Source organism: Halosimplex pelagicum (assembly GCF_013415905.1).
Taxonomy (GTDB): domain Archaea; phylum Halobacteriota; class Halobacteria; order Halobacteriales; family Haloarculaceae; genus Halosimplex; species Halosimplex pelagicum.
This window is the reverse complement of the sequence record NZ_CP058909.1, coordinates 1105323-1129572: the sequence shown is the minus strand read 5'-3', so window position 1 is coordinate 1129572 and position 24250 is coordinate 1105323. Positions and strand designations below refer to the sequence as shown.

The window sequence follows — 24250 nt, the reverse complement described above, 5'->3', positions numbered from 1 at the left end:
CCCGAAGGCGTCCGGTCCCTCGACTCGGCGGTGCGACTCGCCGCGGCTCAGGGGGTCGTGATCTCCCGCGCGCCGCTCGGCGGATCCGTCGCGTCGCGGCGACGCGACGACGAATCGATGGCCGCGAAGTACCGGGGCGAGAATCGGAAGAGACGACCGTCGCCGGTCGCCGTGTTGTACGGGTTGATCAGCAGTCCGGACCGGTCGTCCGCCGAGAGAAAGACGTACGCGCTGGCCGACGGGACGGTGTCCCGGATCGGTCGCCGGTCCGCGGGGACCGCGCGCTTCTCGTAGGCGGCCAGTTCGTGCCACTCCGTGTAGTCAGTCGCCGACGAGGCGGCGACGACGGCCGCCGTTCCCCGGCGGTCGAACTGCTGACCGGAGGGACCGGTCCTGTCCGTCCCGGGCTCGACGGCGGTCGAGAACGCGACCCAGTGGTCCCCGTCGACGGTGACCGACGCGCCGTAGTACACCGAGCCGTCCGCCTCGGCGACCCGACGGGGGGTCGGGTCGGGTCGGTCGAACTCGGTCCGGGGAAGCACGAAGAGGGCGTTCGACTCCGCGAAGACGCTGTCGACGCCCCAGAGCAGCCCGTCGGGAGTGAAGACGGGCTGGACGGCGCGCCAGCGCTGTGACCCCGACCCGACGGGATCGAACTCCCCATCGCGGACGCGTCCGATCCGACACTCGGCTCCCCTGTCGCCGGTCGTCACCCACAGGTCACCCGTGTAGGGGTCGACCTCGACTGCGTGGACGTGCCGGACCCCCGGGAGCGAGAGATGTGGTTCCCAGGAGACCCCGCCGTCTATCGAGCGCAACACGCGCGGTGTCGCGTCGTCCGCCAGCGGGTACTCCCCCGCGTACAGTGTCCCGTTGCGTTCGCAGAACGCTGACGGGAGGACGCCCATCGGACCGGACGATTCCGGAAGCCGGTGGGTGACCGTCCACGACGCGCCGCCGTCGGTCGAGACGTACAGCCACCTGACCGCCGACGCCACCAACGTGTCCTGGCCCGTTCGCCGGACGTTGACCGTCGGGAAGCGGCCGACGACCCGTTCGGCAAGCGGTTTCCAGGGCCGGGCGGCTTTCACCCGGAACGCGACGCCGGCGGCCCCGCCGACCGGCCGCGGAAGCGTCCCGCGTTCGCGGAACCGCTCGCGGTCGGTCCGCGCGTACAGCGTTCGGTAGTCGGTCGCGTAGAGTTCGCCCTCGTGTGTTCCTTGCAGTTTCATCGGTCACTCGCGACTCGCCCCGAACTCGGCGGCGAACGTATCGCCACGAAGGCCCACCGAGGGTATTGTTATAGGCCGCCTGCGTGCCGCTACTGGACGGGCGACGCGCAAGCGTCGGGCGCGCGCGAGCGACCGCCGCGCAGAGAAGACACTCCCTTGTCGATGACAACGGGCTGATTAACAAAGAGGGGGCCGCCGAAAGGGGACGCCACGACCGCAGCCGACGGCTCGCGTAGCGGGCCGACACGCGGTGCGAACCGATCGAATCGCGTCGAGCGCGGAGACCGAACCAGAATCCATGGATGAGACCACTAACAGAGACCGCGAGGGGCCGAACGCGTCAGAGACGAACGGGGACAGCGGGGTGAAACGCCGACACGTCATCGCTTCGTTGGCCGGCGCCGCGATATCGATCCCCAGCGGCACCGGCCCGTACACCACCGAGCGAGCCGCCGGGTCGGAGTCCGAACCGGTCGGTCGCGCGAACGGGGGCGCGGATGGGTCGGCCTGCAACCCGTCCGGGCGGCGCGAGTCCTCGTTCGGGAACGTGGTCGACGTGCGCAGGGATCTAGACTGCGACGCGACCGGGGAGGAGGACTGCGCCCCAGCGATACAGGATGCTCTCGACGAGGATTCGCTGCTGGTGTTCCCGGAGGGGAACTACCTGTTCGAGAGCGGGGTGACGGTCGGCGACGGGACGCGGGTGGGGTTCCACGGCTGTGGCGACGTGTCGCTCGTCCCGACACGAGGGTTCAACGACACGCTGCTCAACCTCACTGCCGACCGAGTATCCCTCCGGAACGTCGATATCGACGTGACCGAACCGGAGACGACCGCCGGGCTGCGCTGCATCAGTGACGAGAGTCTGTTGGTCGACTCGGTGACCTACCACGGTCGCGGGACTCACCCGGACGACGCCGTCGAGTTCGCCCTGTACCTCGCGCTCCGGAACAGCGACGCGCGCGGCACGGTCAGAAACGTCGTCGCCGAGAAGGGGTCCGCGATAGGCCATTACAAGAACGGGGACGGCCGCGGAGGGATATGGGTCGGCGAGGCACACAGCGGAGCGCTCCGCGTCAGGGACTGCCTGTTCGCGGAGTTCGGGAACAACGGGATCTACGGCAGCCGCTGCTCCGGGACTGTCGAGGTCACCGACTGCGAGTTCCGGAACAACAGCCCGAGCAACGTCCGTATCAGCGGCGACGGCAGCTACGTCGAGGACACGTCGGTCACGGTCGACCTGGACGCCTACGACGGGCCGATGACCGGCCGATCGAACATCAACCCTCGCGGCGTCGTGGTCGAGGCCGGAAGCGTCGAGAAGCCGCCGGGCGCTCTCGTTCGGCGGGTGCGCATCGATATACGGAACGTCCCGCAGCCGGTCCCGGCGGTTCTGGTGTGGCCGACCGGGCAGACGGTCCGGGTGGTCGACTCGGAGATACGCACCCGCGAGAGCGGCCCCGCCGTCTACCGTACCCCGCAGGTCAAGCAGGGGTCCCACGACCCGTCCGACCACCCTCGGCGGGTGGTCCTCGACGGCGTCACGATCGACGCCAAGTCCGCGAACGCGCCCGTGGTCGACTTGTACGACGCGCCCGGATCGGTGATCCGCGACTGTACGATCCAGCAGCAGGGGACGGTTCCACACGCGATCAGGACGACCCGGTCGCCGCGGACGGTGATCGCCGGGGGGACGGTCGTTGGGAACCGGACTCCCTGTCGCATCGGGTTGTCGAGCGACCGCCCGTCGGGAACCGACTACCTGTATCTCGCGGACGGGGCGACGCTACGCGCCCGGTCGGGCGGGAGCGGCGAACTCCGGACGGTCCGCTATCGGCCGTTCGACGGGGTCCCCAAGGCGCTCTCGTTCGCGGGCGAGGATGGCGAGGTCGTCGACGTGGTCGGGGTCGACCGCACGGACGGCTGGGTGACCGTCCGGTATCGGCGTGGGACGGCGTCACAGGGGTGAGGCCGCTCAATCAGTGTGGTAAAGCGTCACGTCGCTGTTCGCGACGACCCTGTCGACGCCGGGTTGTCGACCGAGGGTCGAGAAGTCGGCCCGGTCGTATCTGAGTTCCTCGTAGGCAGCGACCTCGCGCTGGCGTTCGTACTCGGTGAGGATGAAGTAGCCGCCCCGGTCGTAGTAGGACGCGAGCGCGGTCATGTTCTCGGCAGTGATGTCGTCGTCCCGTTCTCCGGTCCGGACGCTCCCGTAGAGCGCGTCCCGGTAGCGGTCGACTTTCCCCCGGATACCCCCGATCGCCTTCGACTCGTCGACGTGTTCGAGCGCGGTCCCATACCCGGTCAGTTCGGCCGACGGCACGTGGCGATTGGCCTTGTGGATGTACGGGGACGGGAACGCCGTCAACACCGCCAAGGGGATCATGACCGCGAACAGGACCGGCACGCCGTACTCGTACGCGAACGTTCGGAGCCGCCGGGAGCTATCGAGCCGGCGCGGTTCGAGCTCGCGCAGCGCGACGACCGCGAGAAGCGCTACCAGCACCATCATGAACCCGAAGTGTCTGAAGTAGTGTTCGGCCACACTCCCGAGGAAGTACGCGACTGGTAGCGGCGTCAGGGCGACCCCGGCGAAGACGACGTACCCGACGATCGTGTCCGGGACGTCATCGCTCGTCCAGTTCAGTACCACGGCGAGCGTCGCGAGCGCGGCGAGCGCGAGGAACACCGTAGTGACCGAGAACAGTTTGAGATAGATCTCCACGAACCCTGACCCGATCGCCGAGAGCGACTGACCCTGGGAGGCGACGTTACTGCCAGCGTTTGACGCCGACCCGGTCAGGTAGCCGCCGAGCCCGGAGACGAGGTTTCCGACCGGGCGACGGAGGAACGACGCGTTCGAGAGCGTCCAGACGGCGAACGTGAGCGCGAAGAAGGCGGTGTGAGCGTAGACGGTCCGGTAGGTGGCCGGCCGGCCCCGCCACCGACCGACGAACTGCAAGACGGAGATCGCACCGAAGACGACGAGGAGATTCGCGGCCTGCTGGGGGTGATAGAGGACCACCGCGGCGATCGCGATCACGAGGAGCGACCCGTTCCCACGGTTCGAGCGACCTCCCTTCGCCGGAGGAGACTGTAGATACCGGAGCAGCGCGAGGAGCAGAAACGACGAGAACAGCACGGTCTGGGTGAACGGGTGCGCGTGGAGGTGCGTGCTGATCAGGTTGATCGGCAACAACAGCACCGCAGTGAAGGTCCCGAGCACGACCGCTCGGTCGCGGTCGAGGAGTCGACCGACGACCAGCGGGAACAGCAGCAGGTACACGAGTCCGAAGACCGCGACGACGAACAGCAGTGACCGCGCCAGGGGCATCCCGGTCAGCCGTCCGACGAACACCGAGACCGTGTGGACCCCGGGGTAGAACAGCTCCGACGGGGAGAGCGCTCCCGTCGCGAAGTCCTTGACCCAGCCCAGGTGCGTCATCGGGTCGGCGTGACCGAAAAAGCGGTAGGCCCGAAACAGCGGGAGCGCGACGACCGAGCCGGTTCCGAGAACCGCGAGGACGCACGCCAGCGACCGCCCGTACCGGTGTGGGTCGAACCACGCCACCGTGATCGAGACGGCGAGGGCGCCGCCGATACCGACCCAGAACGCGGTCGGGGTCGCGGCGTAGATCGACAGCTCGTAGCGGGTCGCTGGGTTCGCTATCGCCGCGTAGATCCCGCCGGTGAGCGAGAGAAACCCGGCGACGAGCGAGAGCTTGCTCCGGACGCGCCATGGAGCGTTCGCCGTGCGCATGTTGGCTCGAACGAGCGCGTCCCCGACCATTGTTATATCACGTATACCACCGCAGCCCCGACACCGTCAGGAGCCCGGGCGAGCGGTGCCCGAACCGTCCCAGTGCCCGGGAGCCCGCGACGCGGCCGAGACGGGGCGACGCGCGGTTCTCTTGGAGCGCGATCCGGTCAGTATCGGCTCTGTAACGGGCGTGAGTGCGGGCATAACAAAGAGGGACATGACCGTCGATACGGCCATGTCGGAGAGTCCGAACGTGCTCTTTCTCGTACTGGACTCCGCGCGCCGGGACAGGGTCTCGGCGTACGGACACGACCGGGAGACGACGCCGACGCTCGATCGGCTGGCCGAGGAAGCCGTGGTGTACGACAACGCGTTCGCACCGGCACCCTGGACGCTCCCCTCCCACTGGTCGATGTTCACCGGGCGGTTCCCGTCAGAACACGGCGTCACCAACGGGTTCGTCGACGAGGGGCTGCAGAACCCGGACGGTCTCGATACGATCGCCGAGCAGTTCTCTCGGGAGGGATACCGGACCGCGGGGTTCTCCAACAACCCGTGGGTCGGGAAGCTCTCCGGACTCGACCGCGGCTTCGACGAGTTCGTCGAGTGGGACCTCGAGATCTCACGGGACGGTGACCAGGAGACGCGCACGCGCGACGCCGTCTACTCGCGGCTCCACAGCCTGCTCGGGCGGGCGGCGGGACAACCGCAGGTCCTCCTGAAGCGGCGGTTTTTCACCTCGAACCTCGTCACCCGAGCCGAGCGCTTGCTCTCCGACGGGGACGACCGGCCCAAGTTCCTCTTCATGAACCTGATGGAGGCGCACAGTCCGTACTACCCGCCGCGGGACGCGTTCCAGCAGCTCGGGCTGGAGACGCCGAACCCCGTCGAATCACGACTCCTCAACGTCCGGTTGCTGGCGTACGTGCTCGGCAAGGCCGGCCTCTCGGCGGCCAACCGAGAGCGGGTGATGGAGTTCTACGACGCCAGCCTCCGCTTCCAGGACCAGCAGCTCGCCCGGATCGTCGAGACGCTGAAACGCGAAGGGGTGTTCGACGAGACGCTGCTCGTGGTCTGTGCGGACCACGGGAAGACGCTCGGCGAGTACGACCGCGACGCCGTTCCGCCCCACTACCTCCGGGACATCAACACGAACGTCCCGCTCCTGGTGAAACCGCCCGGCGAAACGGAGCTCGACCGTGTCGAAGCGCCGTTCGAACTCACGGCGATCCCGGAGCTGCTGACTGGTGGCGACCTACGGGCCGGCGTGCCCGACGAGGGAGTCGCGCTCGTCGAAGACCACATCCCGCACACGGCAGCGGAGTCGAAGACCGTCACCCGCTGGCGGACCGTGGCCGACGAGTCCCACACCTTCGTCCAGAGCGAGGAGGGCGAGGAGTACCTCCTCCGGCGCGACGAGGACCGGTTCTCCGACGACGACGAACTGAAGCGGACCTACCGGGATCGGTTCGACGAACGGCTGTCCGAGCTGAGCTTCGAGTCGCGGGCCACCGACGCGACGGACGGCCCGATCGAGGGGTCGGTACAGGGACAGCTCAAGGACCTCGGATATATCGGGTGACCGGGCGTCTGAGGGCGAGCGATCGGATCCGGCCCCGGTGGAGCCGGTTCGACCGACTCGCCCAGCGACGAGCGCTCCGGACCGGCGGACTGCCGGCCGGTAGAATGGGGAGCGACGAAACGACCTGCTGCGAGTGACTCTGTGGGAGACCGCGTGAGCGGTCGCCGGGCCGATCGACGGGTGACGTGCCGCCGATCAGCGGGACAACATCGACGGGTCGAGGACGGCTTCGCCCGTCGACTGACGGGTGAGCGCCGCGCTCGCGGCGACCGACCCGTTCGTCGCGACGTCGAGGATGATGTCGGTGAGGTCGGCCTTCGTCGAGAGATACTCCTCGCGGCGTCGACGCCACCGGGACTCGACAGCCGGGTCGGCGACGAGGCGCTCGGCCGTCGGGAGCACGTCCTCGAAGTCGGCGAGGTTGCGGACGAGGTCGGCCCGCTCGAGTTCCAGGAAGTTGCCCATGTCGTCCTCGCCGACGAAGGAGTTCGACCGGACGACGGGCGTCCCGAGCAGGGCCGCCTCCGTGACGATCGTCTGCGTGTCGGCGACCACCAGCGACGCCTCCCGGAGCGCGTCGTGCATGAGCGCCGGGTGTACGTCGAACTCCCGGGCGGGCGTCGCCGAGAGGTCCGCGTCCCCGCCCTCGTCGGAGACGAAGACGGTCACCTCCCGGTCGAGTCGCTCCACCAGTTCCGCCCGCTGTTCGGGCGTGAACCCGCCCTTCCCGACGTCGTGGTGGGACCCGAAGGCGTTGAACCGCAGGACTGCGTAGCGTTCCTCGGGGCCGAGGCCGAGCCGCTCGCGGATATCCGCCTGCGGAGAGTACCGGTCGGGGTGGAGGTAGGCGCACTCCTTGAACCCCGCGAAGGTGAAGTGATCCTCGCCGAGGTCTTTCCGGAACGCGTCGGGCGTGATGATCGCGTCGGCGAACGGCTGGGAGATCAGGTGGTCGACCGACGTGGGCTCCGAGTCGAGGATGAGGATCGTCGGCGTTCGCGTGACGAGCCCGGTGTGGGCCGAGTACGAACCCATCCCGAAGACGAGGTCGGGGTCGTAGCGCCTGGCCAGCCGGAGCATCCGGGCGTAGTGGCGCGGGAGCTGCCGGACCAGCGACCCCTTCGTGGTGTCGCAGCGGCCGTACACCTCGTAGGGGAGGTCGTACCACTCCAGGAGATCGACCGTACAGCCGTAGTCCCGCGCGAGGACGAGCACGGAGTGGCCGCGCGCTTCGAGCGCCTCGACGGCGTTGCGATACAGGTGGACGTGGGCGGGCGTGTTCGTGAAAACGAGATATCTCATTGGATGATCTGGTCCCTGCGGCGTCCTGCCGAGCGTTCACTCCCCTGATCTCACCGGCGCTCGTATAGTTATGGATCGCCTGATAGGTTCGAAACGGACGTATAATCGCAGTCGACGCGAGGTCAGTTGGCGGTCGAAACGGCGCCTGTCGGCCGATAACACGGGTTTCAGAGCGACCCACAGCCGGCGAGACAGCGACTGTGACCGGTCGTCTCGACCGACCGATCGCGCGGTCGGACCGGTGACACCCGACCTTCGAGCGGGAGCCCCCGCGGAGATGAGCGACGGTTTAGGGAATGTATATTGATGGGACTCCCGGGTGGTCGTTCGCCCGATATGAAGGTGCTCTCCGTCGTCGGGGCGCGACCGCAGTTCGTCAAGGAGTTCGCGGTCACCCGGGCGTTGCGGGACGACCACGAGGAGGTACTGCTCCACACCGGCCAACACTACGACGCGGAGATGTCGGCGGTGTTTTTCGACGAACTCGGGATCCCGGAGCCCGACTACCAGCTGGGGGTCGGCTCCGACACCCACGGCCGGCAGACGGCGGACTGCGTCGTCGGTATCGAGGAAGTGATCGAGGCCGAAGAGCCCGACGCCGTGCTGGTGTACGGCGACACGAACTCGACGCTGGGGGCCGCGATCGCCGCGTCGAAGTCGTCGGCGGACCTGGTCCACGTCGAGTCCGGCCTCCGGAGTTACAACCGCGAGATGCCCGAGGAGGTGAACAGGGTCCTCACGGACCACGCCGCGGACGTGCTGTTCGCCCCGTCGGAGCGGGCCGCCGAGACCCTGCAGGGAGAGGGGCTCCCGGACGAACGGATCCACGTCGTCGGAGACGTGCAGTACGACGCGATACTGGCGGCGCGAGAGCACGCGCGGGACGCGTCGACGATCCTCGACGACCTGGCGCTCCCGCCCGGCGAGTTCGTCCTCGCGACGGTGCATCGACCGCGCAACACCGACGACCCGGACCGGCTGACGGCGATCCTGGACGCCCTCGCGGACGCCGAACGTGAGGTCGTCGTCCCGGTGCATCCGCGGACCGAACAGCGCCTTCAGGACCTCGGACTCCGGAGCGAGTACGCGGCGGAACTCCGGCTGGTCGACCCCGTCGGCTACCTCGATTTCGTCCGGTTGCTGGACGCCGCGGCCCGCGTGGCGACCGACTCCGGGGGCGTCCAGAAGGAGGCCTTCTTCCTCGACACGTTCTGCCTGACCCTCCGCGAGGAGACCGAGTGGGTCGAGACGGTCGAGTGCGGGTGGAACGCCCTCGTCGACGCCGACCCCGACCGGATCGCGACCGGGTTGACCGCCCCGAAGCCCGACGGCTCGAAACCGTCGCTGTACGGCGACGGGACGGCGGCGACGCGGATCGTGGACGTGCTCGAAGACGGGCCGACGCCCGAACGGGTCGAGCCGAGCCCGATTCGCGACCAGTGACCGCCTATCCCCCCGCTCGAACGGCCGTCTCATCGCGATTTCTACGGGACAGAACCTGCTCGCTACATCGGTGGTAGCGGGCCTTTTACCCGTCGTATCGGTCGCCTATGTTCTCTATTACCAAGTGTATCTCAGCGCGATAGTTCGGTGGGATGTACGAAGGGAAGACGATCGGTGTGGTGGTTCCAGCCCACAACGAGGAGGGGCTCATCGGTGAGGTGATCACTACGATCCCCGAATTCGTCGACCGAGTCTTCGTGATAGACGACTGCTCTTCCGACGCGACGTGGGAGCAGATACAGCGTGCGGTCGAACGGGTGAACGCGTCGCCGAACGTCGCGAAGGCCGACGGCGGACAGATACAGTCACGCGTGATCCCTCACCGACACGAGACCAACAAGGGCGTGGGTGGTGCGATAAAGACGGGTTACGAACTCGCGGTGCAGGAGGGGATGGACGTGGTCGCCGTGATGAACGGCGACGGACAGATGGACCCCGACATCCTCGACGAGATCATCGAGCCGGTCGTGGACGGGCGCGCGGACTACTCGAAGGGGAACCGGCTCTACTCCGCCGAACACTACCGCGGGATGTCCCGGTGGCGGTTCACCGGGAACGCGCTGTTGACGTTCATGACGAAGATCGCCAGCGGGTACTGGGGGATGAACGACCCGCAGAACGGCTACACGGCGATCTCGCGGCAGGCGCTCGAAACGCTGGAGATCGACGACCTCTACGACGACTACGGCTTCCTCAACGACCTGGTCGTGAAGCTCAACGTCCACGGGTTCCGGATCACCGACGTCGAGATGCGCGCGGTGTACGGCGAGGAGGAGAGCGGGATCCGGTACCGTTCGTTCGTCCCGAAGCTATCGAAGCTCCTGCTGGTCCGGTTCCTCTGGCGGCTGAAGACCAGGTACCTCGTCGCGGACTTCCACCCCCTCGTCCTCCTCTACGGACTCGGACCGCTCGGCATGCTCGTCGGGCTCGGGTCGATCGGCTGGGCCACCCTCGAGGGCGGGCTGACCGTCGTCTCCGCGCAACTCGGGATACTGGTCTTCCTGTTCAGCTGTTTCATCACCGTGCTGGCGATGACGATGGACATGGAGTACAACAACTCACTGGAGAGACACGCGCGCCTTTGACCGCTTCCCGCTCGCGAACCCCGGGTCCCGACGGGAGGAACTACTGCTCGCCCATCGTCTCGCCGGCGACCGACCGGCCGCGGGCGGTCATCTCCACTTCGGTCCGCTCGCGGACCACCTCGATCACGTCGAGGTCGATGAGCCGGTCGTAGATCGCCTCGATGTCCTCGACCTCGCTGTCGACGAACTCGGGGATCTCGAACGGCGAGACGCCCGAGTGCAGGGCCATGACGACCTGCTCCTCGACGGGGCCCAGGTCCAGGTCGGCGCGGTTGCGCTCGACGCCCTCTTCGAGCACCTGCCAGAGGACGGACAGATCGTACTCGCCGCCGGTGACGTGGGTCTCGACGCTGATCTCGCCCTGGCTGTGTTCGACCTCGATGACGCGGCGCTTCTCCCCGGCGGCCTGGCGTTCGTCCTCCTCGACCTCGCCGATGTCGTCGCGCTCGATGACGACCTGCTCCCCGTCGGCCAGCGCCAGTCGGATCTCCTCGTCGGTGATGCGGATCCGGGCTTTCGTCCAGTCGGTGCCCTGGACGACGCCGCCCTCGACGGCGGGGTGGTCGACGAAGATGACCTCGCCGTTGAGACAGGCGTGGTAGAAGTCGGTCTCGAACTCGTCGTGGTCGGCGCCGGAGACGAGGACCACGTCGTCGCCGACGTGGAGGCCGAGGTAGCTCGCCACGCCGGCGGCGCGCTGGTTCACGTCGTAGCGCTCGCCGATCTCGTCGATCTCGGCGAGCGGGACGGTCAGTTTCTCCTCGGCGACGAGCACCAGCCGCTCGGTGGTCAGGACGATCCGACAGGACTGCCAGCCGGCGTCGTCGCGCTGGCGCCCCTCGGCGACGGGCTGCATGTACCGCCCCTGCATGTCCGTCACTTTCTTCTCCGAGTTGCTCATGCTGAGAGATCGACCGCGATTGTCGGGGCTTTTCGGTCGTCCCCATTAGGCGTTGCGGGCCGATTATCGAGTGTGGAACTGAGCGGCGGCGGCGCCGGACGGTCGTCGGTCGCCCGTCACCGGCCCCGCCTCCAGCGTCCCGTCGATCTCGTCGACGCTGGTACCGGCGAAGCCGTCCCGCTCGAACGGAGAAAGAGGGGGATAACAATACGAGCGACGGCGAAAGGTAGCCGCGTGAAGACGTTCGCGACGGAACATCTCGGAGGGGATACGGAGCGGTCGGTCGACGGGGCCACCGGCGAGCGCTCGTGGTGGGCGGTGAGACGGTTCGTGCGGAAGGGACTGCCGACCGACGCCCTCCCGACGCCGTCGACCCGGCGGCCGACCGGGAGCGCCGACCGACCGTCGACGGGGTACTGAGATGTGGCCCTGGGAACACCTCTCGATCGGCTATCTGTTGCACTCGGCGACGATGCGGACGGTGTACCGTCGGCCGCCCAACGGCCTCGGGGCGCTCGCGGTCGCCGTCGGTACGCAGTTCCCGGACCTGATAGACAAGCCGGGCGGCTGGGTGTTGGGCGTCCTCCCCAGCGGGACCTCGGTCGCGCACTCGGCGTTCGTGGCCCTCCCGCTGAGTCTCGCCGCCGTGGCCGTCGCTCGGCGGCGCGGCGCCCCGGAGGTCGGCGTCGCGTTCGCCATCGGCTACCTGTCGCACCTGGCGGGGGACGTGTTCTTCTACGTCCTACTGGGGGACGGGCCGGCCTTCGGTGTCGTTCTCTGGCCGCTGGGGAGCGAACCGAACGGCGGGACCTCACCGGTTCTCGCGCTCGTCTCGCGGCTGTTCTCCCGCTGGGTCGAACACCTCGCCAGCCCGGCCGGGGTCGGCTACGTCCTCTTCGAGGTCGCGCTGCTGGCGGTGACGGTCGCGGTCTGGGTCCGGGACGGGGCACCGGGTTCCGACGCGGTCTTCCGCATCCGGACGCTGTGGGACGAGCGGAGCGACCGCAACTGAACGGGCGGGGCGGAACGCCGACCGGAGCATTACTGCTCGCTCATCGCCTCGCTCGCCAGGTTCCGCCCGTGAGCGTTGAGCGACACCTCGGTGCGTACGCGGACCTCGTCGACGGCGTCCATCTCCAGCAGTTTCTGGTAGATCTCCTCGACTTCCTCGACGCTGATGCCGACGAAGTCGCTCATCTCGAAGGGGGAGACGCCCGAGTACAGCGCCATCAACACCTGGTTCTCCGTCTCGGTGAGTTCGTGGTCCCCGCCCCCGCGGTCGGAGACGACGGCCTCGAACAGATGGGCGAGCGCGTGGCAGTGGGCGTCGGTGCCCGAGAAGTGCGTCTCGACGCTGCGGCCCTCCTCGTCGGTGTGTTCGAGCTGGACGACCTGCCGCCGGGTGCCCATGACGCCCTGCGTGGTCGTCTCGACGGTGCCTACGTCCGAGACGGGGAAGGCGGTGCTCCGGCCGCCGGGGAGCGCGAGCTTGACGGTGTCGTCGGCGAAACGAAAGCGGGCTTTCGACCACTCGGTGTCCTGAACGACGCCGCCGACGACCGCGGGGTGTTTGACGAGGATGACCTCGGCGTCCAGCGCCGCGCGGCAGTACTCCCGGTCGAAGGCCTCGATGTCGGGCGCGTCGACGAGGACGGTGTGGTTGCCGGCGCGCAGGGCGGTGGCGCCGTCGGCGGGGAATCCCTCGGGGACGACGCTCTCGGGGTCGTCGACGAGTTCGACGGTGCCGTGGGGGAACGACTGGTTGCCGTCGGCGTCGGCGAACACCAGCCGCTCGCTGGTGAGGACGACCCGCGAGGAGCGCCAGCGCGGCTCCGCGACCGGCTCGCCGTCCCTGACGACGAACGCGTAATCGCCCGAGGTGTCCACGAGTTTGGCTTCGTCCCCGCTCATGGCGCGACTACCGAAAGATGACGGCGCGACATATATAAAATCGTCTGGGTGGACCCACGGAGACCAGCCCGTTTCGACACCCATCTTGACAGTCATATTACTGGAATCCGTTTCGGTATCCCGGCTTACAGAAATGTATTTCAGATTATGCTTATGGTGGGTCCGACCCTTCGATCGGATATGAGCCAACCCATCCACGGTTCGGCCCCGGTATCGGCATCCCTCGCGTCCCACTCCGTCGCCCGGGTCGTCGCGGTCAGCGCGGTCGTGATGGTGGCGGCGGTCGCCATGGTCGCGGTCGTCGCTCAGCCCGCGCTCGCCGTCGCCGTCGCGGTCGCCGCGGCGGTCGTTCGCTTCCGGCGCGTCGTCACCGTTCCGGTGGCGCGGCGCGCCCACGAGCGGCTGACGGCCGAGCGCGGCCGCCCGGCGGCGAAGTGACGCGAGCGAACTGACGCTTCCCCTGAACAAGCGCTTCGGCCCTCCTTCGGGTCCGTGACTCGACTCGCGTCGGTCACGAACCTGCGAACATCGAGCCTCACTTCGAACGGGATTCGTCCGCACGGTACTCGTCTTCGGTCGTGACTTCGAGGAAGACATCTTCGAGCGTGCGCCCCTCGTCGATCTCTCTGTGGTTTGCGAGTTCGCCGGGCTCCCCGTCCGCGACGAGGTCGCCGTCGTAGAGGATGCCGACGGTGGTCGCGATCTCCTCGACGAGGGGGAGGATGTGCGTCGAGAGGAACACGGTAGTGCCCGCCGCAGCCAGGTCCGTGATCGTCTCCCGGACCGTTCGGGCGGCGCGCGGATCGAGCCCGGACGTCGGCTCGTCCAGAAAGACCACGCTGGGCTCGTGCATGATCGCCTGGATCAGTCCGGTCTTCTGTCGCATCCCCTTCGAGTACGTGGCGATCCGCTGGTCGGCGGCGTCGGCCAACTCGAACCGGGCGAGCAGCGTCTCGATCCGGTCGTCGATCTTCGTCGGAGGCATGTTGCGTAGCCCGCCGTGGTATTCGAGCTGTTCGCGGGCGGTGAACTCCTCGTGGATCGGCGGTGACTCGGGCAGGTATCCGATGTGTTCGATGAGCGCCTCGCGGTCGGTGATCGGCGTCCCCGCGACGCGTCCGGTGCCACCGGTCGGTGGCAGTAACGCCGTCAGCATCCGGATCGTCGTCGTCTTTCCGGCGCCGTTCGGACCGAGAAAGCCGTACACTGCACCCCGCTCGACGGTGAGATCGAGGCCGTCGACGGCCGTCGTCTCGCCGTACGTCTTCGTCAGGTCGGTCGTGCTGATCGCTGGGTGCGTCTCCGCTTCGGTCGTGGATTCTCGGTCGTTCGATACCGGCGTGTCGTTCGGTTTGTCTGTCATCGTCCGGAAATCACCTGATCTGATACTCTCGGAATCGCTGGACTGCACGCTCGAATGCGATCCTCGCGATGGCAGCGGCGAGCACCACTGCGAGGAGAAGCGAGCCGATCTCGACGACACCGGTCGGCACGCCAAGAGCCGCGACGCGCTCGACAACGGGCGGAGCGGTCCCCGCGAAGGCCGGCGCGCTGGCGAGCGCTCCGACGGCGAGAACCAGTCCGTGACGGAGGAACGCTGTCGCGCCCAGTTCCCCGTAAATCGGGACGTCCGTGAAGAAAAACGGGACCGGCGCGTATTCCACCCGTTCGACGCCCAGTCCGACCGCGGCCGCGACCGACGCGGTACACGTACAGACGGCACTGCCAAGGAGCGCGATCAGGACCGTCCGTGCGACCCCGACGGAGCCGACGATCCCGAGCGGGACGGTACCGAGGGCGACGAGCGGGACACCGACCACTGTCGCGGCGAGGCGCAATCCGCCGACGAACTGTCGCCCGGTGACCGAGGTGAGCAGCATCGGCAACGCGCGGTATTCGGTCCCGATCGGATCCGAACCGAAGGCGACACCGGTAACGAGGCCGAGCGTGACCGCGAAATACACCAGCAGCCCGGTCGTCCCGCCGGCGAGCGCGACCAGCGGAAACCCGACCACGCCCATGAACAGGAGCGCGTACCCCGTGGACAGGAGCCCCCGCGGAACGCGCCGCTCCATCAACCATCGTTCCCGGGCGACGGTGTAGGTGGCTCGCGGGATGCGTTCACCGACGACTCGCTCGACCGCTCCTGTTTCGAGCAGCGAATGCGAACCGCGAGCGCCCGTCGAACCGGCGGGCCCGCGTTCCCAGACGCGGCGAGCGAGGACTGTCGTCGCGGCCGCGCAGACGGGTACCGCGGTGGCGAGGAGCGCGAACGCGCCCAGCGTGTGACGGGTCGAGCCGACCGTCCCGTCGACCGCGCCGACGAGCGCCAGGTCCACGAACCACGCCAGCGGTACCGCGCCGAAGATCCCGACCACGGGAGCGATCGAGAGCGACAGTTCCTGCAGGAGCATCGCACCGGCCACGAGCGGGATCCAGCCGAACACGACGAGGAGGTCCCGGTAGTGCCGTGCGCGCGCGAACCGGAGGGCGACGAGCCGGGCCGCGAGTCTACTGACAGTCCCGAGTGCAGCGGCGAGCGCAGCGAGACACGCGAATGCGAGGGCGACTGTCAGTACGACCGTCGGCGACCGGAGCCCGACCGCGATGCCGACTGCGATCCCGAGTGCCGGCACGGCGAGTGTGGTGAGCAGTCGGGCGTAGACGAACCCCAACAGGCCGAGGGCAGCCGTTCTGGTGGGGACAGTCGTCAACAGCAGATCCGGGTTCAGCCGCTCGAACCGAACGTGCGTGTACTTCGAGCTCCGCCAGACCATCCAGACGAACGCGACACTCACGGAGAGACCCAGCGGGTCGGCGGGAAGCGGCTGTCCCGCGGTGACATCACGGCCCAGGGAATGACCGAGCCACCCGAGGGCACCGGCGATTCCGAGGAGGGCGACGAGCAAGAGCGGGCGACCGGTCAGCGGGTTTCCGAATTCACGGCGGTGGCGTGTCCACTCCGCCCGTGTGATTTTCGTCCCCTGCTGGATGTCCGTGGGGATGTGAGTTTGCCAGGTCATCGTATCTCTGAAGACGCAGTTTCGTGGAGTTTCGTTAGATTCGGCTGCCTCCAGAGCCGCCGATCAGCGGGAACACCAACGGTTTCGGATGGGCTCTGCGCACGCGGCCGCTCCGGCGTGCCATGCCGAATCCGATTTTGAGGCGACTGAATACACCCATGCGACTGGGATCACGTGTCCCTCGACAGTTAAAAACGCGCTCGTGTTCCGAACTAGCGACTGGCCCGAAGGTTTTTCAGTTATCGAATAGTCCCAGAATTGGAACCTGAGCGGACAGTTCGACGGTGAACATCGGTTCCAGGCGGTCACGATACGGTCGAGGGGTGTCGTAATCGAGCGACGGCTTACAGCACCGCGAGCCACCCGTTCTCCGCGGCCACGAGCAGCCCACCGCCGAGGATCGCCAGCGCGCCGAAGCCGACGCAGACGCCCCAGAAGGCGACCCGGCGGACCAGCGCCACCAGCGCGCCGACGGTGACGTAGCCGACGACGGCGCTCACGCCCAGCGCCAGCACCGCCTGGGGGACCGGGATCGTCGGCACGCCCTCGTCGAGGACGACGAGCAGGCCCGCGCCGAGCGAAGCCGGGATCGACAGCAGGAACGACAGTTGCAGCGCGCGCTCGCCCTCGTGGCCGCGCAGGAGCAGGGCACTCACCGTGGTGCCCGAGCGCGAGACGCCGGGGAGCAGGGCGAGCCCCTGGCAGACCCCCACGACGACGGCGTCGACGGCGTCGGGCGTCTCGCGCTCGCCCAGGCCCCAGCGGTCGGCGGCCCGCTGGACGAGCCCCGTGCCCACGAGCAGGACGCCGACGGCGGCGACGAACGCGCCGCCCGCCAGCTCCGTGGCGGCCTCCGAGAGCGCGGCGTAGATGGAGAGGCCGACGACGCCCGAGACCAGCGTCGCGACCCCGTAGAACGTCAGGTCCGCGCGGTCGGCGCCGAAGGCGTCGCGGGGGCGCCACGCCGGCGTGGATTCGAGGAGCGCGGTCGTCTCGTCGCGGTAGAAGGCGAGCGCGGCGGCGGCCGTCCCCGCGTGCAGGAACAGCGCGAACTGCGTCGCGTCGAACGCCGACTCGCCCGTCAGCAGCGCGACGACGAGCGCGACGCCGCCCTCGCTGGAGACGGGGAGCCACTCCAGGACGCCCTGCACGAGGCCCACCAGCAACGCGAGCAGCGTCGCCTGCACATCCATGCCGGCAGGGGCGTGCTTCGCGAGTAAAGACGTTCGGGTTTCCGGGAACGAACCCCCCGAGGCCGCGCGCCCGGGTCGCCTTCGACCCTCGCTCGTCCACCCCGTGCCACGGATGGTGACAGCATAGTTATGAATGCTGACCGCGTAGGAGCCGCATGCAAACGCAACTGGCGACCGACCTGTGGGCGGACCTGCAGGCGCTGCCGCGCTGGGGGAGCGTCGTCCTCGTCGTCGGCGCCTCGCTGTTGGCCGCGCGACTGATCCAGGTCGGCGGCGACGCGGCCATCCGGCGGCTCACGCGGACGATCCCGGGTGACGTGGACCGCGTCGTCCTCCGGAGCGTCCACCCGGCGCTGTACGTCAGCGTCCTGGCCGCGGGCGGGTATCTGGGGACGAGGCTGCTGACGACCGACCCGGCGTGGCTCGACCCCGCGACCGCGACGCTCCAGACGCTCGTCACCGTCGTCTGGGCGGTCCAGCTCGCCCGTCTGGGTCGCGGCGTCTCCCAGGAGCTGACCAGCGACGACCGGCTGGGCAACCGCATGGCGCCGATCTTCCAGAACGTCTGGTCGGCGCTGCTGCTCGGGGCTTCGGCCTTCCTCGTGCTCACCTACTGGGCGGTCGACGTGACACCGCTGTTGGCGTCGGCCGGCGTCGTCGGCATCGTCGTCGGCCTCGCGGCGCGGGATACCATCGCGAACCTCTTCGGGTCGATCGCGCTGTACACCGACGGCACCTACGCGGTCGGCGATTTCGTCGTCCTCGAATCCGGCGAGCGGGGCCGCGTCGAGGACATCTCCATCCGTTCGACCGTCCTGCGAACCCGCGACGACCTGCTCGTCACGGTCCCGAACTCCGTGCTGAACACCGCGACGATAATCAACGAGTCCTCGCCCGAGCGCGAGCGGCGCGTCCGCGTGGCCGTCGGCGTCGCCTACGGCTCGGACATCGACCACGTCGAGGACACCCTCCTCGCCGTGGCCGCCGCCGAGGACGTGGTCCTCGACGAGCCCGAACCGCGCGTCCGGGTGCGGGGGTTCGGCGACTCGGCGCTCGACGTGGAGTTGCTCTGCTGGATCCCCGCGCCGGTCCTGCGCGGCCAAGCGACCCACCGCCTGAACAAGGCCGTCTACCGGGCGTTCCTCGACGAGGGGATCGAGATCCCCTTCCCGCAGCGCGTGGTGACGATGGAGCGTCCGAACGCCGGGGACAGTCGCGCGGAGACGCCTCCCACGCGTGTCCAGTCGGACGAATCCGCCGAATTCGCGGACTGACGGGACGGCCCCTGGGACGGCCGTAAGACGAGCTTTCAGCCCGACGGGTCGAACGGGCGGCCGGGCGGGCGATAGGGGGGGGGGTCGCCGCAGCGGAAAGGTGCTGTTAGCGCCGCGGCGCTGCGCGCGGGCGCGAGTACCGTAACCCGACTCGCCGACAGGTCCGTCCTAGCGACTCGGGCGACCGAGTACGGTCGCGTTTGCCGCGAAAACGGCGCTGACCCTTTATCGGCGCTCGACTGGCAGGTACAGCCGGAATGAGACGGAAAGCAACAGCCGTACTGATAGCGACCGCTATCGCCGTATCGGCCCCGATGACCGCCTTCGTCGTCGCCGGCGACACCGGCAGTGCGAGCCAAGCGACACAGCAGGGGACACAGCCGGTGACGGTCGCGAACGCGCAGGTGGACGAGCTCGAACTCGACAACGCGACGGTCGACAACGTCACCATCCAGGAGCTCAGGATCGACCGGCTCGCGGTGGCGAACCAGACCGGTCTCGACGACGTCAACCAGACGCTGGGTGTCGAGAACGACGTCGTCGTGCTACGGAACGTGTCCTTCGAGGAGCTGTCGCTGGAGAACGCCTCTTCCGAGGGCCTCGGGATCAGTGCCGCCGGGGTCGCGAGCACCGACGCGAACGACTCCGAAGTCGGAGCGGTGTCCAACGCGACGATCGAGCGGATGAACGTCGACAACGTGACGATCGAGCAGCTCGACGTCGACGAGCGCGCGGGCGGCGGCGTGATCGGCGGCATCGTCGACTTCATCCGCGGGCTGTTCGGCGGCGACGGCGACGACGAGGCCAACGAGACCGCGACGCCCACGGACGCGGGCGAGGAGACGGCGACGCCGACCGACGGCGACGAGGCGACCGAGACGCCGACGGCGGACGACGAGACGGACGAGGCCGGCACGTACCTCGTGGTGCAGAACGTCTCCGTCGACGACCTCGACATCGAACAGATGGAGGTGGGGACGCTCGCCACCAGCGAAGCGCCGGCCACGGAGACGCCGACGGAGACGCCGGCCGGGACCGAGACGGAGACCGCGACCGCGACGGACACGCCCACCGAAACCGAGCCCGAGACGCCCGCCGACACGGGGAACCTCACTGTCGAAGTCGTCGAGAACGTCACGGTCGAGAGCGCGACCATCGAATCGATCGAGACGGAGCGGCTGTCGATCGAGACGGCCACCCCCGCCTCGACGCCCGAACTCACGCCGACCGACACCCCCGAGGAGACGCCGGCGTAGCGTCGGCCGACGGGACGACAGCGACGGGCGAAGCGAGCGCACCGATCGACGGACGGATCGGGACGGCGCCCGTCGGCGCTCCCGGCCCGTCTCGAATATCGCAACTGGCGAAACGCCCAAATATACGAATACGATATGATCGCGCATGTCGAGTGGAGAGGAGCGAACGGTCGGGGAACGCGGGCAGGTGACACTCCCGAAGGGGATCCGTGAGCGGCTGGGTATCGAGGGCGGCGACGAGGTCGTCGTCCGGGAGGCCGACGGGAAAGTCGTCATCGAGAAGCCGGTCACGCGCGAGGAACTCGCGGCGGGGTACCGAGCGACCGCCGAGCGCACTCGCGAGGTCGCCGAGGAGATGGAACACACGTCCAGTGAAGCCGACGACTACCTCGGGGACGCGCCCGAGTGGTGAACGGTGGGGACGCACGTCCGTCGTGGGGATATCGCGATCGTCGAACTCGACCCGACACGCGGGTCCGAACAGCGCGGGACGCGTCCGTGTCTGGTCGTCCAGAACGACGTAGGGAACGAGAACGCCCCGACGACGATCGTGGTTCCGCTCACGACCTCCTTCGGCGACCAGCTGTACCCCTTCGAAGTGCTCGTGCCCGCCGAGGAGTGCGCGCTCGGCGAGGATTCGGTCGCGCTGTGTAGTCAGATCCGAACGGTATCGATCGAACAACGGGTCACCGACGTGATCGGGTCGATACCCGACGAACGTCTCGACGAGGTCGACAGTGCGCTGGAGTACAGCCTGGGGCTCCGGGAAGTCTGATAGGTTGTCGGTGCGATCCGTGGGAGGTGATGTTGGTTCAAAAACCATCAAACATTAGTCGATGGCCCGGCAACCAACAGTCGAGGATGGCGCTCGCGGGCGACGATCTGGACGGTCACTCGCTCCAGCGGCGATACGAGGACGAGACGTACGTTCGAATCATGATCAGGCGAACGGACTCCACGGCGTACCCGTCGGGATGGCACTATGCGCTCCACTACGGGGCAGTAGACCCGAGCGCCGTGGCTGTCCCAACGCTCGACGACGGGACGATCCGTCGCTACGACAACGCTCACGAAGACACGAAAGGGCACGAACTGCACGTCGCCCCTGATCCGGAGCCCCGTCCCATCGACTTTCCGGGAATAGTCGAACTGTACGTCCGGTTCTGGGACGAGATACCGAAACCACGCGAAGATCCATAATCACGAGGTGACAAGATGACAGTATCCGATGCATTCGACGAGTTTCCGACCGCGAACACGCTGCTCGTAACCGTCCAGAGCGACGGCGAATTCTACGAGGAAGGACGAGAAGCGATCGAGCGGCTCCAACGCGGAGAAGAACTGGAGGACCCGGACACCTTCTCGTTCCCCAGCGTCGACGCGCTGTTCGAGACGTTCAACCCGCGGACGATGGCACTCCTCGAAGCGATCTCGGAGGGAAACCCCGATAGCATCCGTGAAACCGCACGGATCGTCGACCGTGACAGCAAGAACGTACACGAGGAACTCACCGAACTCGAACGCCTGGGAGTCATCCGATTCGAATCCGAGGGGCGAAGCAAGCGACCCGTCTTCCCCTACGAGGAGGTCGTGATCAGCCTCCCGTTCACCGGAGACGATCGATCCGATCGCGCCGCCGCGAAGTCGTAGAACGAGCGGTACGTCGGTTCGTCGCCCCGTGTCGAAAGGGAATTACGCGCCCGTCGCCCACTCACTGCCATGACCGACGACGTTCTCGATCTGGCCCGGCGGGCCGTCGAGACGGGGCCGCTCTGTGACCCCTGTCTCGGCCGGCTCGTCGCCGAGCGGAGCTTCGGCCTCACCAACCGCGAGCGGGGCCGGAGCCTCCGCGTCGCCGTCGCGCTCGCCGACGACCGCCCCGTCGCCGACCTCGAACCGGACGAGCCCTGCTGGGTCTGCGAGGGCGAATCCACCGAGGAGCGCGCCCAGGAGTGGGCCGAACGCGCCGCCTACGCCGTCGAAGAGTACGACTTCGAGACCTTCCAGGTCGGGACGCGCGTCCCCCCGCTGTTCGAGGAGAACGACGCGCTGCTCCGGGAGGATCTGGGGCTCGACGACGACGCCGGCGAGGCGCTCAAGACCGAACTCAACAGGGAAGTCGGCAAGCGCTTCGGCCGCGAGACCGACAGCGAGGTCGAGTTCCAGCGCCCGGACGTGCAGGTCACCCTGAATCTCGGCGACGACACCGTCGACACGCAGGTCAACTCCGCGTTCGTCTACGGCCGCTACCGCAAGCTCGAACGGGACATCCCCCAGACGAAGTGGCCCTGCAGCGACTGCAACGGCACCGGCCTCAACCGGGGAGAGATCTGCGAGGGCTGCGACGGCTCGGGGTATCGCTACGACGAGAGCGTCGAGCAACTCACCGCGCCCGTCGTCGAGGAGGCGATGGACGGCGAGTCGGCCACCTTCCACGGCGCCGGCCGCGAGGACGTGGACGCGCTGATGCTGGAGGGCGGCCGACCGTTCGTCATCGAGATCGACGAGCCCCGCCAGCGGACCGTCGACGCCGCGGCGCTCGAACCGGAGATCAACGAGTTCGCCGACGGCAAGGTCGAGGTGCTCGACCTCCGGCAGGCCACCTACGAGATGGTCGAGCGCGTCAAGGAGCTCGACGCCAGCAAGACCTACCGAATGGAAGTCGAGTTCGAGGAGCCCGTCGACGCCGCGGACTTCGAGGCGGCGCTGGACGAACTGGCGGGCGCGACGGTCGAGCAGCGCACGCCCCAGCGGGTCGACCACCGACGCGCGGACATCGAACGGACCCGCGAAGTCTACGACATCGAGGGCGAACTCGACGACGAGCGGACGGCGACCGTCGAACTCCACGGCGAGGGCGGCCTCTACGTCAAGGAACTCGTCTCCAGCGACGAGGGGCGCACGGAGCCGAGTCTCGCGGGCCTGCTCGATGTCGACGCCGTGGTGACCGCGCTGGACGTCTTGAACGTCGAGGGCGAGGACGAACCGTTCGCGGACGAGGAGTTCTTCCGCGACGAACCGGCGGAGGCAGTCGACGGCGAAGCGGGCGGGGACGGCGGGGAGAACGACGGGAGCGAAGCGAGCGACGGCGGCGGTGGCGACGACCCGGACGCGGAGTCGGCGAGCGCGAACGGCGGCGACTGACCGGGCAAGCGGCCGAAGCCGCCGACACCGACGCACCCAAGGGGGAGGGTGCGAGTAGTGAGTGCGAATGCCGACGATCGACGAGTACCCCTCGGTGTCGCTGCACAACGTCTCCGAGACTGTGCCCGCCGAGTGGGACGAGGACGGCGACCGCCTGCACCGACTTCCCGCCGACGTGGCCTCGCGACTGAACGAGATGGCCGACGGCCGCGTCCGCGAGCCGTCCGGGAGCGAACTCCGCTTCGTGCCCGAGACCGACGACGCCGAGGTCGAGGTCACGCTCTCGGCCGAGGAGTCGGGCCGGTTTCGCGTGTTCTGGGGCCCGTTCCAGCCCTGGAAGCCGACCGATATCGGCCCCGAACCCGAGACGCACACGCTCGCGGTCCCCGAGCGGGTGCGGAAACTCGACACCGAGGTCGACGGCCGGTTCGACCCGCGCGTCTGCCGGATCCTGTTCGAGCGCACCCCGGCGGTCGCCGTCCACGACGTGACCGGCGACTGCCGGCCGCCCGAACCCGACGAGTTGCCCGACACGCGCTATCTCGCCTACGGCACCTCGATCACGGAGGGCGCCGCCTCGTCGGCGACCCATCTGAACTACGTCTCGCGGACCGCCCGCGCGCTGGAGTGGGACGTGCTGAACTTCGGCTGCTCGGGGTCGGCCTACGCCGACGCCCCGATGGGCGAGTACATCGCCGAGCGCGACGACTGGGACGTGGCCACGCTCGCGCTGTCGATCAACATGGCCAACCAGGAGTTCCCCGTCGATGAGTTCGAGGAGAAGGCCAGGGGGTTCGTCGAGACCATCGCCGAAGCCCACCCGGACGAGCCGATCGCCTGTATCACGCTGTTCCCGTACTACCCCGACGTGATCGAGGACGGTGACGCCGAGCGCGCCGAGGCCTACCGCGCGACGCTCCGGGAGATCGTCGCCGACACCGACCATCCCGATATCTCCGTGATCGAAGGCCGCGACCTGACCGACGTGTCCGGCTACAGCGCCGACCTCCTCCACCCCGGCGACGCCGGCATGGAGGAGATCGGCCGGAATCTGGCCCGGGAACTCGACGAGCGCGTCGAGTGA

The 24250-nt window shown here is 68.3% G+C and carries 23 protein-coding genes; 15 read left to right on the top strand and 8 right to left on the bottom strand.

Annotated features, from left to right (window positions below):
• Positions 1-47: 47 nt before the first annotated feature.
• Positions 48-1232: a WD40/YVTN/BNR-like repeat-containing protein gene (locus HZS54_RS05820; RefSeq protein WP_179920994.1), complete on the bottom strand. Its 1185-nt coding sequence runs from the start codon at positions 1230-1232 to the stop codon at positions 48-50.
• Between the two features lie 298 nt (positions 1233-1530).
• Between HZS54_RS05820 and HZS54_RS05815 the strand changes: the two genes are divergently transcribed.
• Positions 1531-3201, top strand: coding sequence for a pectate lyase family protein (locus HZS54_RS05815; protein WP_179920993.1), 1671 nt, complete (start codon positions 1531-1533; stop codon positions 3199-3201).
• A gap of 6 nt (positions 3202-3207) precedes the next feature.
• Here the strand turns inward: HZS54_RS05815 and HZS54_RS05810 are convergent, their stop codons facing one another.
• Positions 3208-5022 carry a hypothetical protein gene (locus HZS54_RS05810; RefSeq protein WP_179920992.1) on the bottom strand — a complete coding sequence of 605 codons (1815 nt, stop codon included), beginning with the start codon at positions 5020-5022 and terminating at the stop codon, positions 3208-3210.
• Positions 5023-5209: 187 nt separating this feature from the next.
• Here HZS54_RS05810 and HZS54_RS05805 point away from each other — a divergent pair, with 187 nt between their 5' ends.
• On the top strand, positions 5210-6574 hold the full coding sequence (locus HZS54_RS05805) for a sulfatase (RefSeq protein WP_218927122.1): 1365 nt from the start codon (positions 5210-5212) through the stop codon (positions 6572-6574).
• A gap of 195 nt (positions 6575-6769) precedes the next feature.
• On the opposite strand, the gene HZS54_RS05800 is transcribed toward HZS54_RS05805, so the two are convergent.
• Entirely contained in the window at positions 6770-7876 is a 1107-nt protein-coding gene (locus HZS54_RS05800) for a DUF354 domain-containing protein (RefSeq protein ID WP_179920991.1), read from the bottom strand.
• A 336-nt stretch (positions 7877-8212) separates the two neighbouring features.
• Here HZS54_RS05800 and wecB point away from each other — a divergent pair, with 336 nt between their 5' ends.
• Entirely contained in the window at positions 8213-9319 is a 1107-nt protein-coding gene (gene wecB / locus HZS54_RS05795) for a non-hydrolyzing UDP-N-acetylglucosamine 2-epimerase (protein ID WP_179920990.1), read from the top strand.
• Between the two features lie 152 nt (positions 9320-9471).
• Positions 9472-10464, top strand: a complete 993-nt coding sequence (locus tag HZS54_RS05790; protein WP_179920989.1) for a glycosyltransferase family 2 protein — start codon at positions 9472-9474, stop codon at positions 10462-10464.
• Between the two features lie 40 nt (positions 10465-10504).
• Here the strand turns inward: HZS54_RS05790 and HZS54_RS05785 are convergent, their stop codons facing one another.
• On the bottom strand, positions 10505-11365 hold the full coding sequence (locus HZS54_RS05785; protein ID WP_179920988.1) for a CheF family chemotaxis protein: 861 nt from the start codon (positions 11363-11365) through the stop codon (positions 10505-10507).
• 234 nt (positions 11366-11599) lie between these two features.
• On the opposite strand from HZS54_RS05785, the gene HZS54_RS05780 reads away from it, so the two are divergent.
• Together HZS54_RS05780 and HZS54_RS05775 are read left to right on the top strand one after the other, a co-directional pair.
• On the top strand, positions 11600-11785 hold the full coding sequence (locus HZS54_RS05780; RefSeq protein ID WP_179920987.1) for a hypothetical protein: 186 nt from the start codon (positions 11600-11602) through the stop codon (positions 11783-11785).
• Position 11786: 1 nt separating this feature from the next.
• On the top strand, positions 11787-12377 hold the full coding sequence (locus tag HZS54_RS05775) for a metal-dependent hydrolase (protein ID WP_179920986.1): 591 nt from the start codon (positions 11787-11789) through the stop codon (positions 12375-12377).
• A gap of 29 nt (positions 12378-12406) precedes the next feature.
• Here the strand turns inward: HZS54_RS05775 and HZS54_RS05770 are convergent, their stop codons facing one another.
• Positions 12407-13276 (bottom strand): CheF family chemotaxis protein, encoded by an 870-nt coding sequence (locus HZS54_RS05770; RefSeq protein ID WP_179920985.1) that lies wholly within the window; start codon positions 13274-13276, stop codon positions 12407-12409.
• Between the two features lie 180 nt (positions 13277-13456).
• Between HZS54_RS05770 and HZS54_RS05765 the strand changes: the two genes are divergently transcribed.
• Positions 13457-13714, top strand: coding sequence for a hypothetical protein (locus tag HZS54_RS05765; protein WP_179920984.1), 258 nt, complete (start codon positions 13457-13459; stop codon positions 13712-13714).
• Positions 13715-13811: 97 nt separating this feature from the next.
• On the opposite strand, the gene HZS54_RS05760 is transcribed toward HZS54_RS05765, so the two are convergent.
• The 3 genes from HZS54_RS05760 to HZS54_RS05750 form a co-directional block, all read right to left on the bottom strand.
• The gene (locus tag HZS54_RS05760) at positions 13812-14639 is read right to left on the bottom strand and encodes an ABC transporter ATP-binding protein (RefSeq protein WP_179920983.1); all 828 of its coding nucleotides are present in this window, start codon (positions 14637-14639) and stop codon (positions 13812-13814) included.
• A gap of 10 nt (positions 14640-14649) precedes the next feature.
• The gene (locus HZS54_RS05755; RefSeq protein ID WP_246391797.1) at positions 14650-16299 is read right to left on the bottom strand and encodes a hypothetical protein; all 1650 of its coding nucleotides are present in this window, start codon (positions 16297-16299) and stop codon (positions 14650-14652) included.
• Positions 16300-16643: 344 nt separating this feature from the next.
• Positions 16644-17486, bottom strand: a complete 843-nt coding sequence (locus tag HZS54_RS05750; protein WP_179922944.1) for an undecaprenyl-diphosphate phosphatase — start codon at positions 17484-17486, stop codon at positions 16644-16646.
• Positions 17487-17647: 161 nt separating this feature from the next.
• Here HZS54_RS05750 and HZS54_RS05745 point away from each other — a divergent pair, with 161 nt between their 5' ends.
• The 8 genes from HZS54_RS05745 (at position 17648) to HZS54_RS05710 (ending at position 24250) form a co-directional block, all read left to right on the top strand.
• Positions 17648-18766: a mechanosensitive ion channel family protein gene (locus tag HZS54_RS05745; RefSeq protein WP_179920982.1), complete on the top strand. Its 1119-nt coding sequence runs from the start codon at positions 17648-17650 to the stop codon at positions 18764-18766.
• Positions 18767-19080: 314 nt separating this feature from the next.
• The gene (locus HZS54_RS05740) at positions 19081-20022 is read left to right on the top strand and encodes a hypothetical protein (protein ID WP_179920981.1); all 942 of its coding nucleotides are present in this window, start codon (positions 19081-19083) and stop codon (positions 20020-20022) included.
• Positions 20023-20167: 145 nt separating this feature from the next.
• Positions 20168-20434, top strand: coding sequence for an AbrB/MazE/SpoVT family DNA-binding domain-containing protein (locus tag HZS54_RS05735; protein ID WP_179920980.1), 267 nt, complete (start codon positions 20168-20170; stop codon positions 20432-20434).
• A 3-nt stretch (positions 20435-20437) separates the two neighbouring features.
• A complete protein-coding gene (locus HZS54_RS05730; protein ID WP_179920979.1) occupies positions 20438-20797 on the top strand; it encodes a type II toxin-antitoxin system PemK/MazF family toxin in 360 nt (119 codons plus the stop codon).
• An 86-nt stretch (positions 20798-20883) separates the two neighbouring features.
• Complete coding sequence (locus tag HZS54_RS05725; protein ID WP_179920978.1) at positions 20884-21222, top strand: toxin-antitoxin system TumE family protein; 339 nt, start codon at positions 20884-20886, stop codon at positions 21220-21222.
• 15 nt (positions 21223-21237) lie between these two features.
• Complete coding sequence (locus HZS54_RS05720) at positions 21238-21672, top strand: HVO_A0114 family putative DNA-binding protein (protein WP_179920977.1); 435 nt, start codon at positions 21238-21240, stop codon at positions 21670-21672.
• A 69-nt stretch (positions 21673-21741) separates the two neighbouring features.
• Positions 21742-23166 (top strand): tRNA pseudouridine(54/55) synthase Pus10, encoded by a 1425-nt coding sequence (locus HZS54_RS05715; RefSeq protein WP_179920976.1) that lies wholly within the window; start codon positions 21742-21744, stop codon positions 23164-23166.
• Between the two features lie 67 nt (positions 23167-23233).
• Positions 23234-24250, top strand: a complete 1017-nt coding sequence (locus HZS54_RS05710; protein ID WP_179920975.1) for a GDSL-type esterase/lipase family protein — start codon at positions 23234-23236, stop codon at positions 24248-24250.

Bases quoted from the DNA above. Each gene is read 5' to 3' on its own strand.
- HZS54_RS05820 (WP_179920994.1), bottom strand. From the start codon at position 1,232: ATGAAACTGCAAGGAACACACGAGGGCGAACTCTACGCGACCGACTAC.
- HZS54_RS05815 (WP_179920993.1), top strand. From the start codon at position 1,531: ATGGATGAGACCACTAACAGAGACCGCGAGGGGCCGAACGCGTCAGAG.
- HZS54_RS05810 (WP_179920992.1), bottom strand. From the start codon at position 5,022: ATGGTCGGGGACGCGCTCGTTCGAGCCAACATGCGCACGGCGAACGCT.
- HZS54_RS05805 (WP_218927122.1), top strand. From the start codon at position 5,210: ATGACCGTCGATACGGCCATGTCGGAGAGTCCGAACGTGCTCTTTCTC.
- HZS54_RS05800 (WP_179920991.1), bottom strand. From the start codon at position 7,876: ATGAGATATCTCGTTTTCACGAACACGCCCGCCCACGTCCACCTGTAT.
- wecB (WP_179920990.1), top strand. From the start codon at position 8,213: ATGAAGGTGCTCTCCGTCGTCGGGGCGCGACCGCAGTTCGTCAAGGAG.
- HZS54_RS05790 (WP_179920989.1), top strand. From the start codon at position 9,472: ATGTACGAAGGGAAGACGATCGGTGTGGTGGTTCCAGCCCACAACGAG.
- HZS54_RS05785 (WP_179920988.1), bottom strand. From the start codon at position 11,365: ATGAGCAACTCGGAGAAGAAAGTGACGGACATGCAGGGGCGGTACATG.
- HZS54_RS05775 (WP_179920986.1), top strand. From the start codon at position 11,787: ATGTGGCCCTGGGAACACCTCTCGATCGGCTATCTGTTGCACTCGGCG.
- HZS54_RS05770 (WP_179920985.1), bottom strand. From the start codon at position 13,276: ATGAGCGGGGACGAAGCCAAACTCGTGGACACCTCGGGCGATTACGCG.
- HZS54_RS05765 (WP_179920984.1), top strand. From the start codon at position 13,457: ATGAGCCAACCCATCCACGGTTCGGCCCCGGTATCGGCATCCCTCGCG.
- HZS54_RS05760 (WP_179920983.1), bottom strand. From the start codon at position 14,639: ATGACAGACAAACCGAACGACACGCCGGTATCGAACGACCGAGAATCC.
- HZS54_RS05755 (WP_246391797.1), bottom strand. From the start codon at position 16,299: ATGACCTGGCAAACTCACATCCCCACGGACATCCAGCAGGGGACGAAA.
- HZS54_RS05745 (WP_179920982.1), top strand. From the start codon at position 17,648: ATGCAAACGCAACTGGCGACCGACCTGTGGGCGGACCTGCAGGCGCTG.
- HZS54_RS05740 (WP_179920981.1), top strand. From the start codon at position 19,081: ATGACCGCCTTCGTCGTCGCCGGCGACACCGGCAGTGCGAGCCAAGCG.
- HZS54_RS05735 (WP_179920980.1), top strand. From the start codon at position 20,168: ATGTCGAGTGGAGAGGAGCGAACGGTCGGGGAACGCGGGCAGGTGACA.
- HZS54_RS05725 (WP_179920978.1), top strand. From the start codon at position 20,884: ATGGCGCTCGCGGGCGACGATCTGGACGGTCACTCGCTCCAGCGGCGA.
- HZS54_RS05720 (WP_179920977.1), top strand. From the start codon at position 21,238: ATGACAGTATCCGATGCATTCGACGAGTTTCCGACCGCGAACACGCTG.
- HZS54_RS05715 (WP_179920976.1), top strand. From the start codon at position 21,742: ATGACCGACGACGTTCTCGATCTGGCCCGGCGGGCCGTCGAGACGGGG.
- HZS54_RS05710 (WP_179920975.1), top strand. From the start codon at position 23,234: ATGCCGACGATCGACGAGTACCCCTCGGTGTCGCTGCACAACGTCTCC.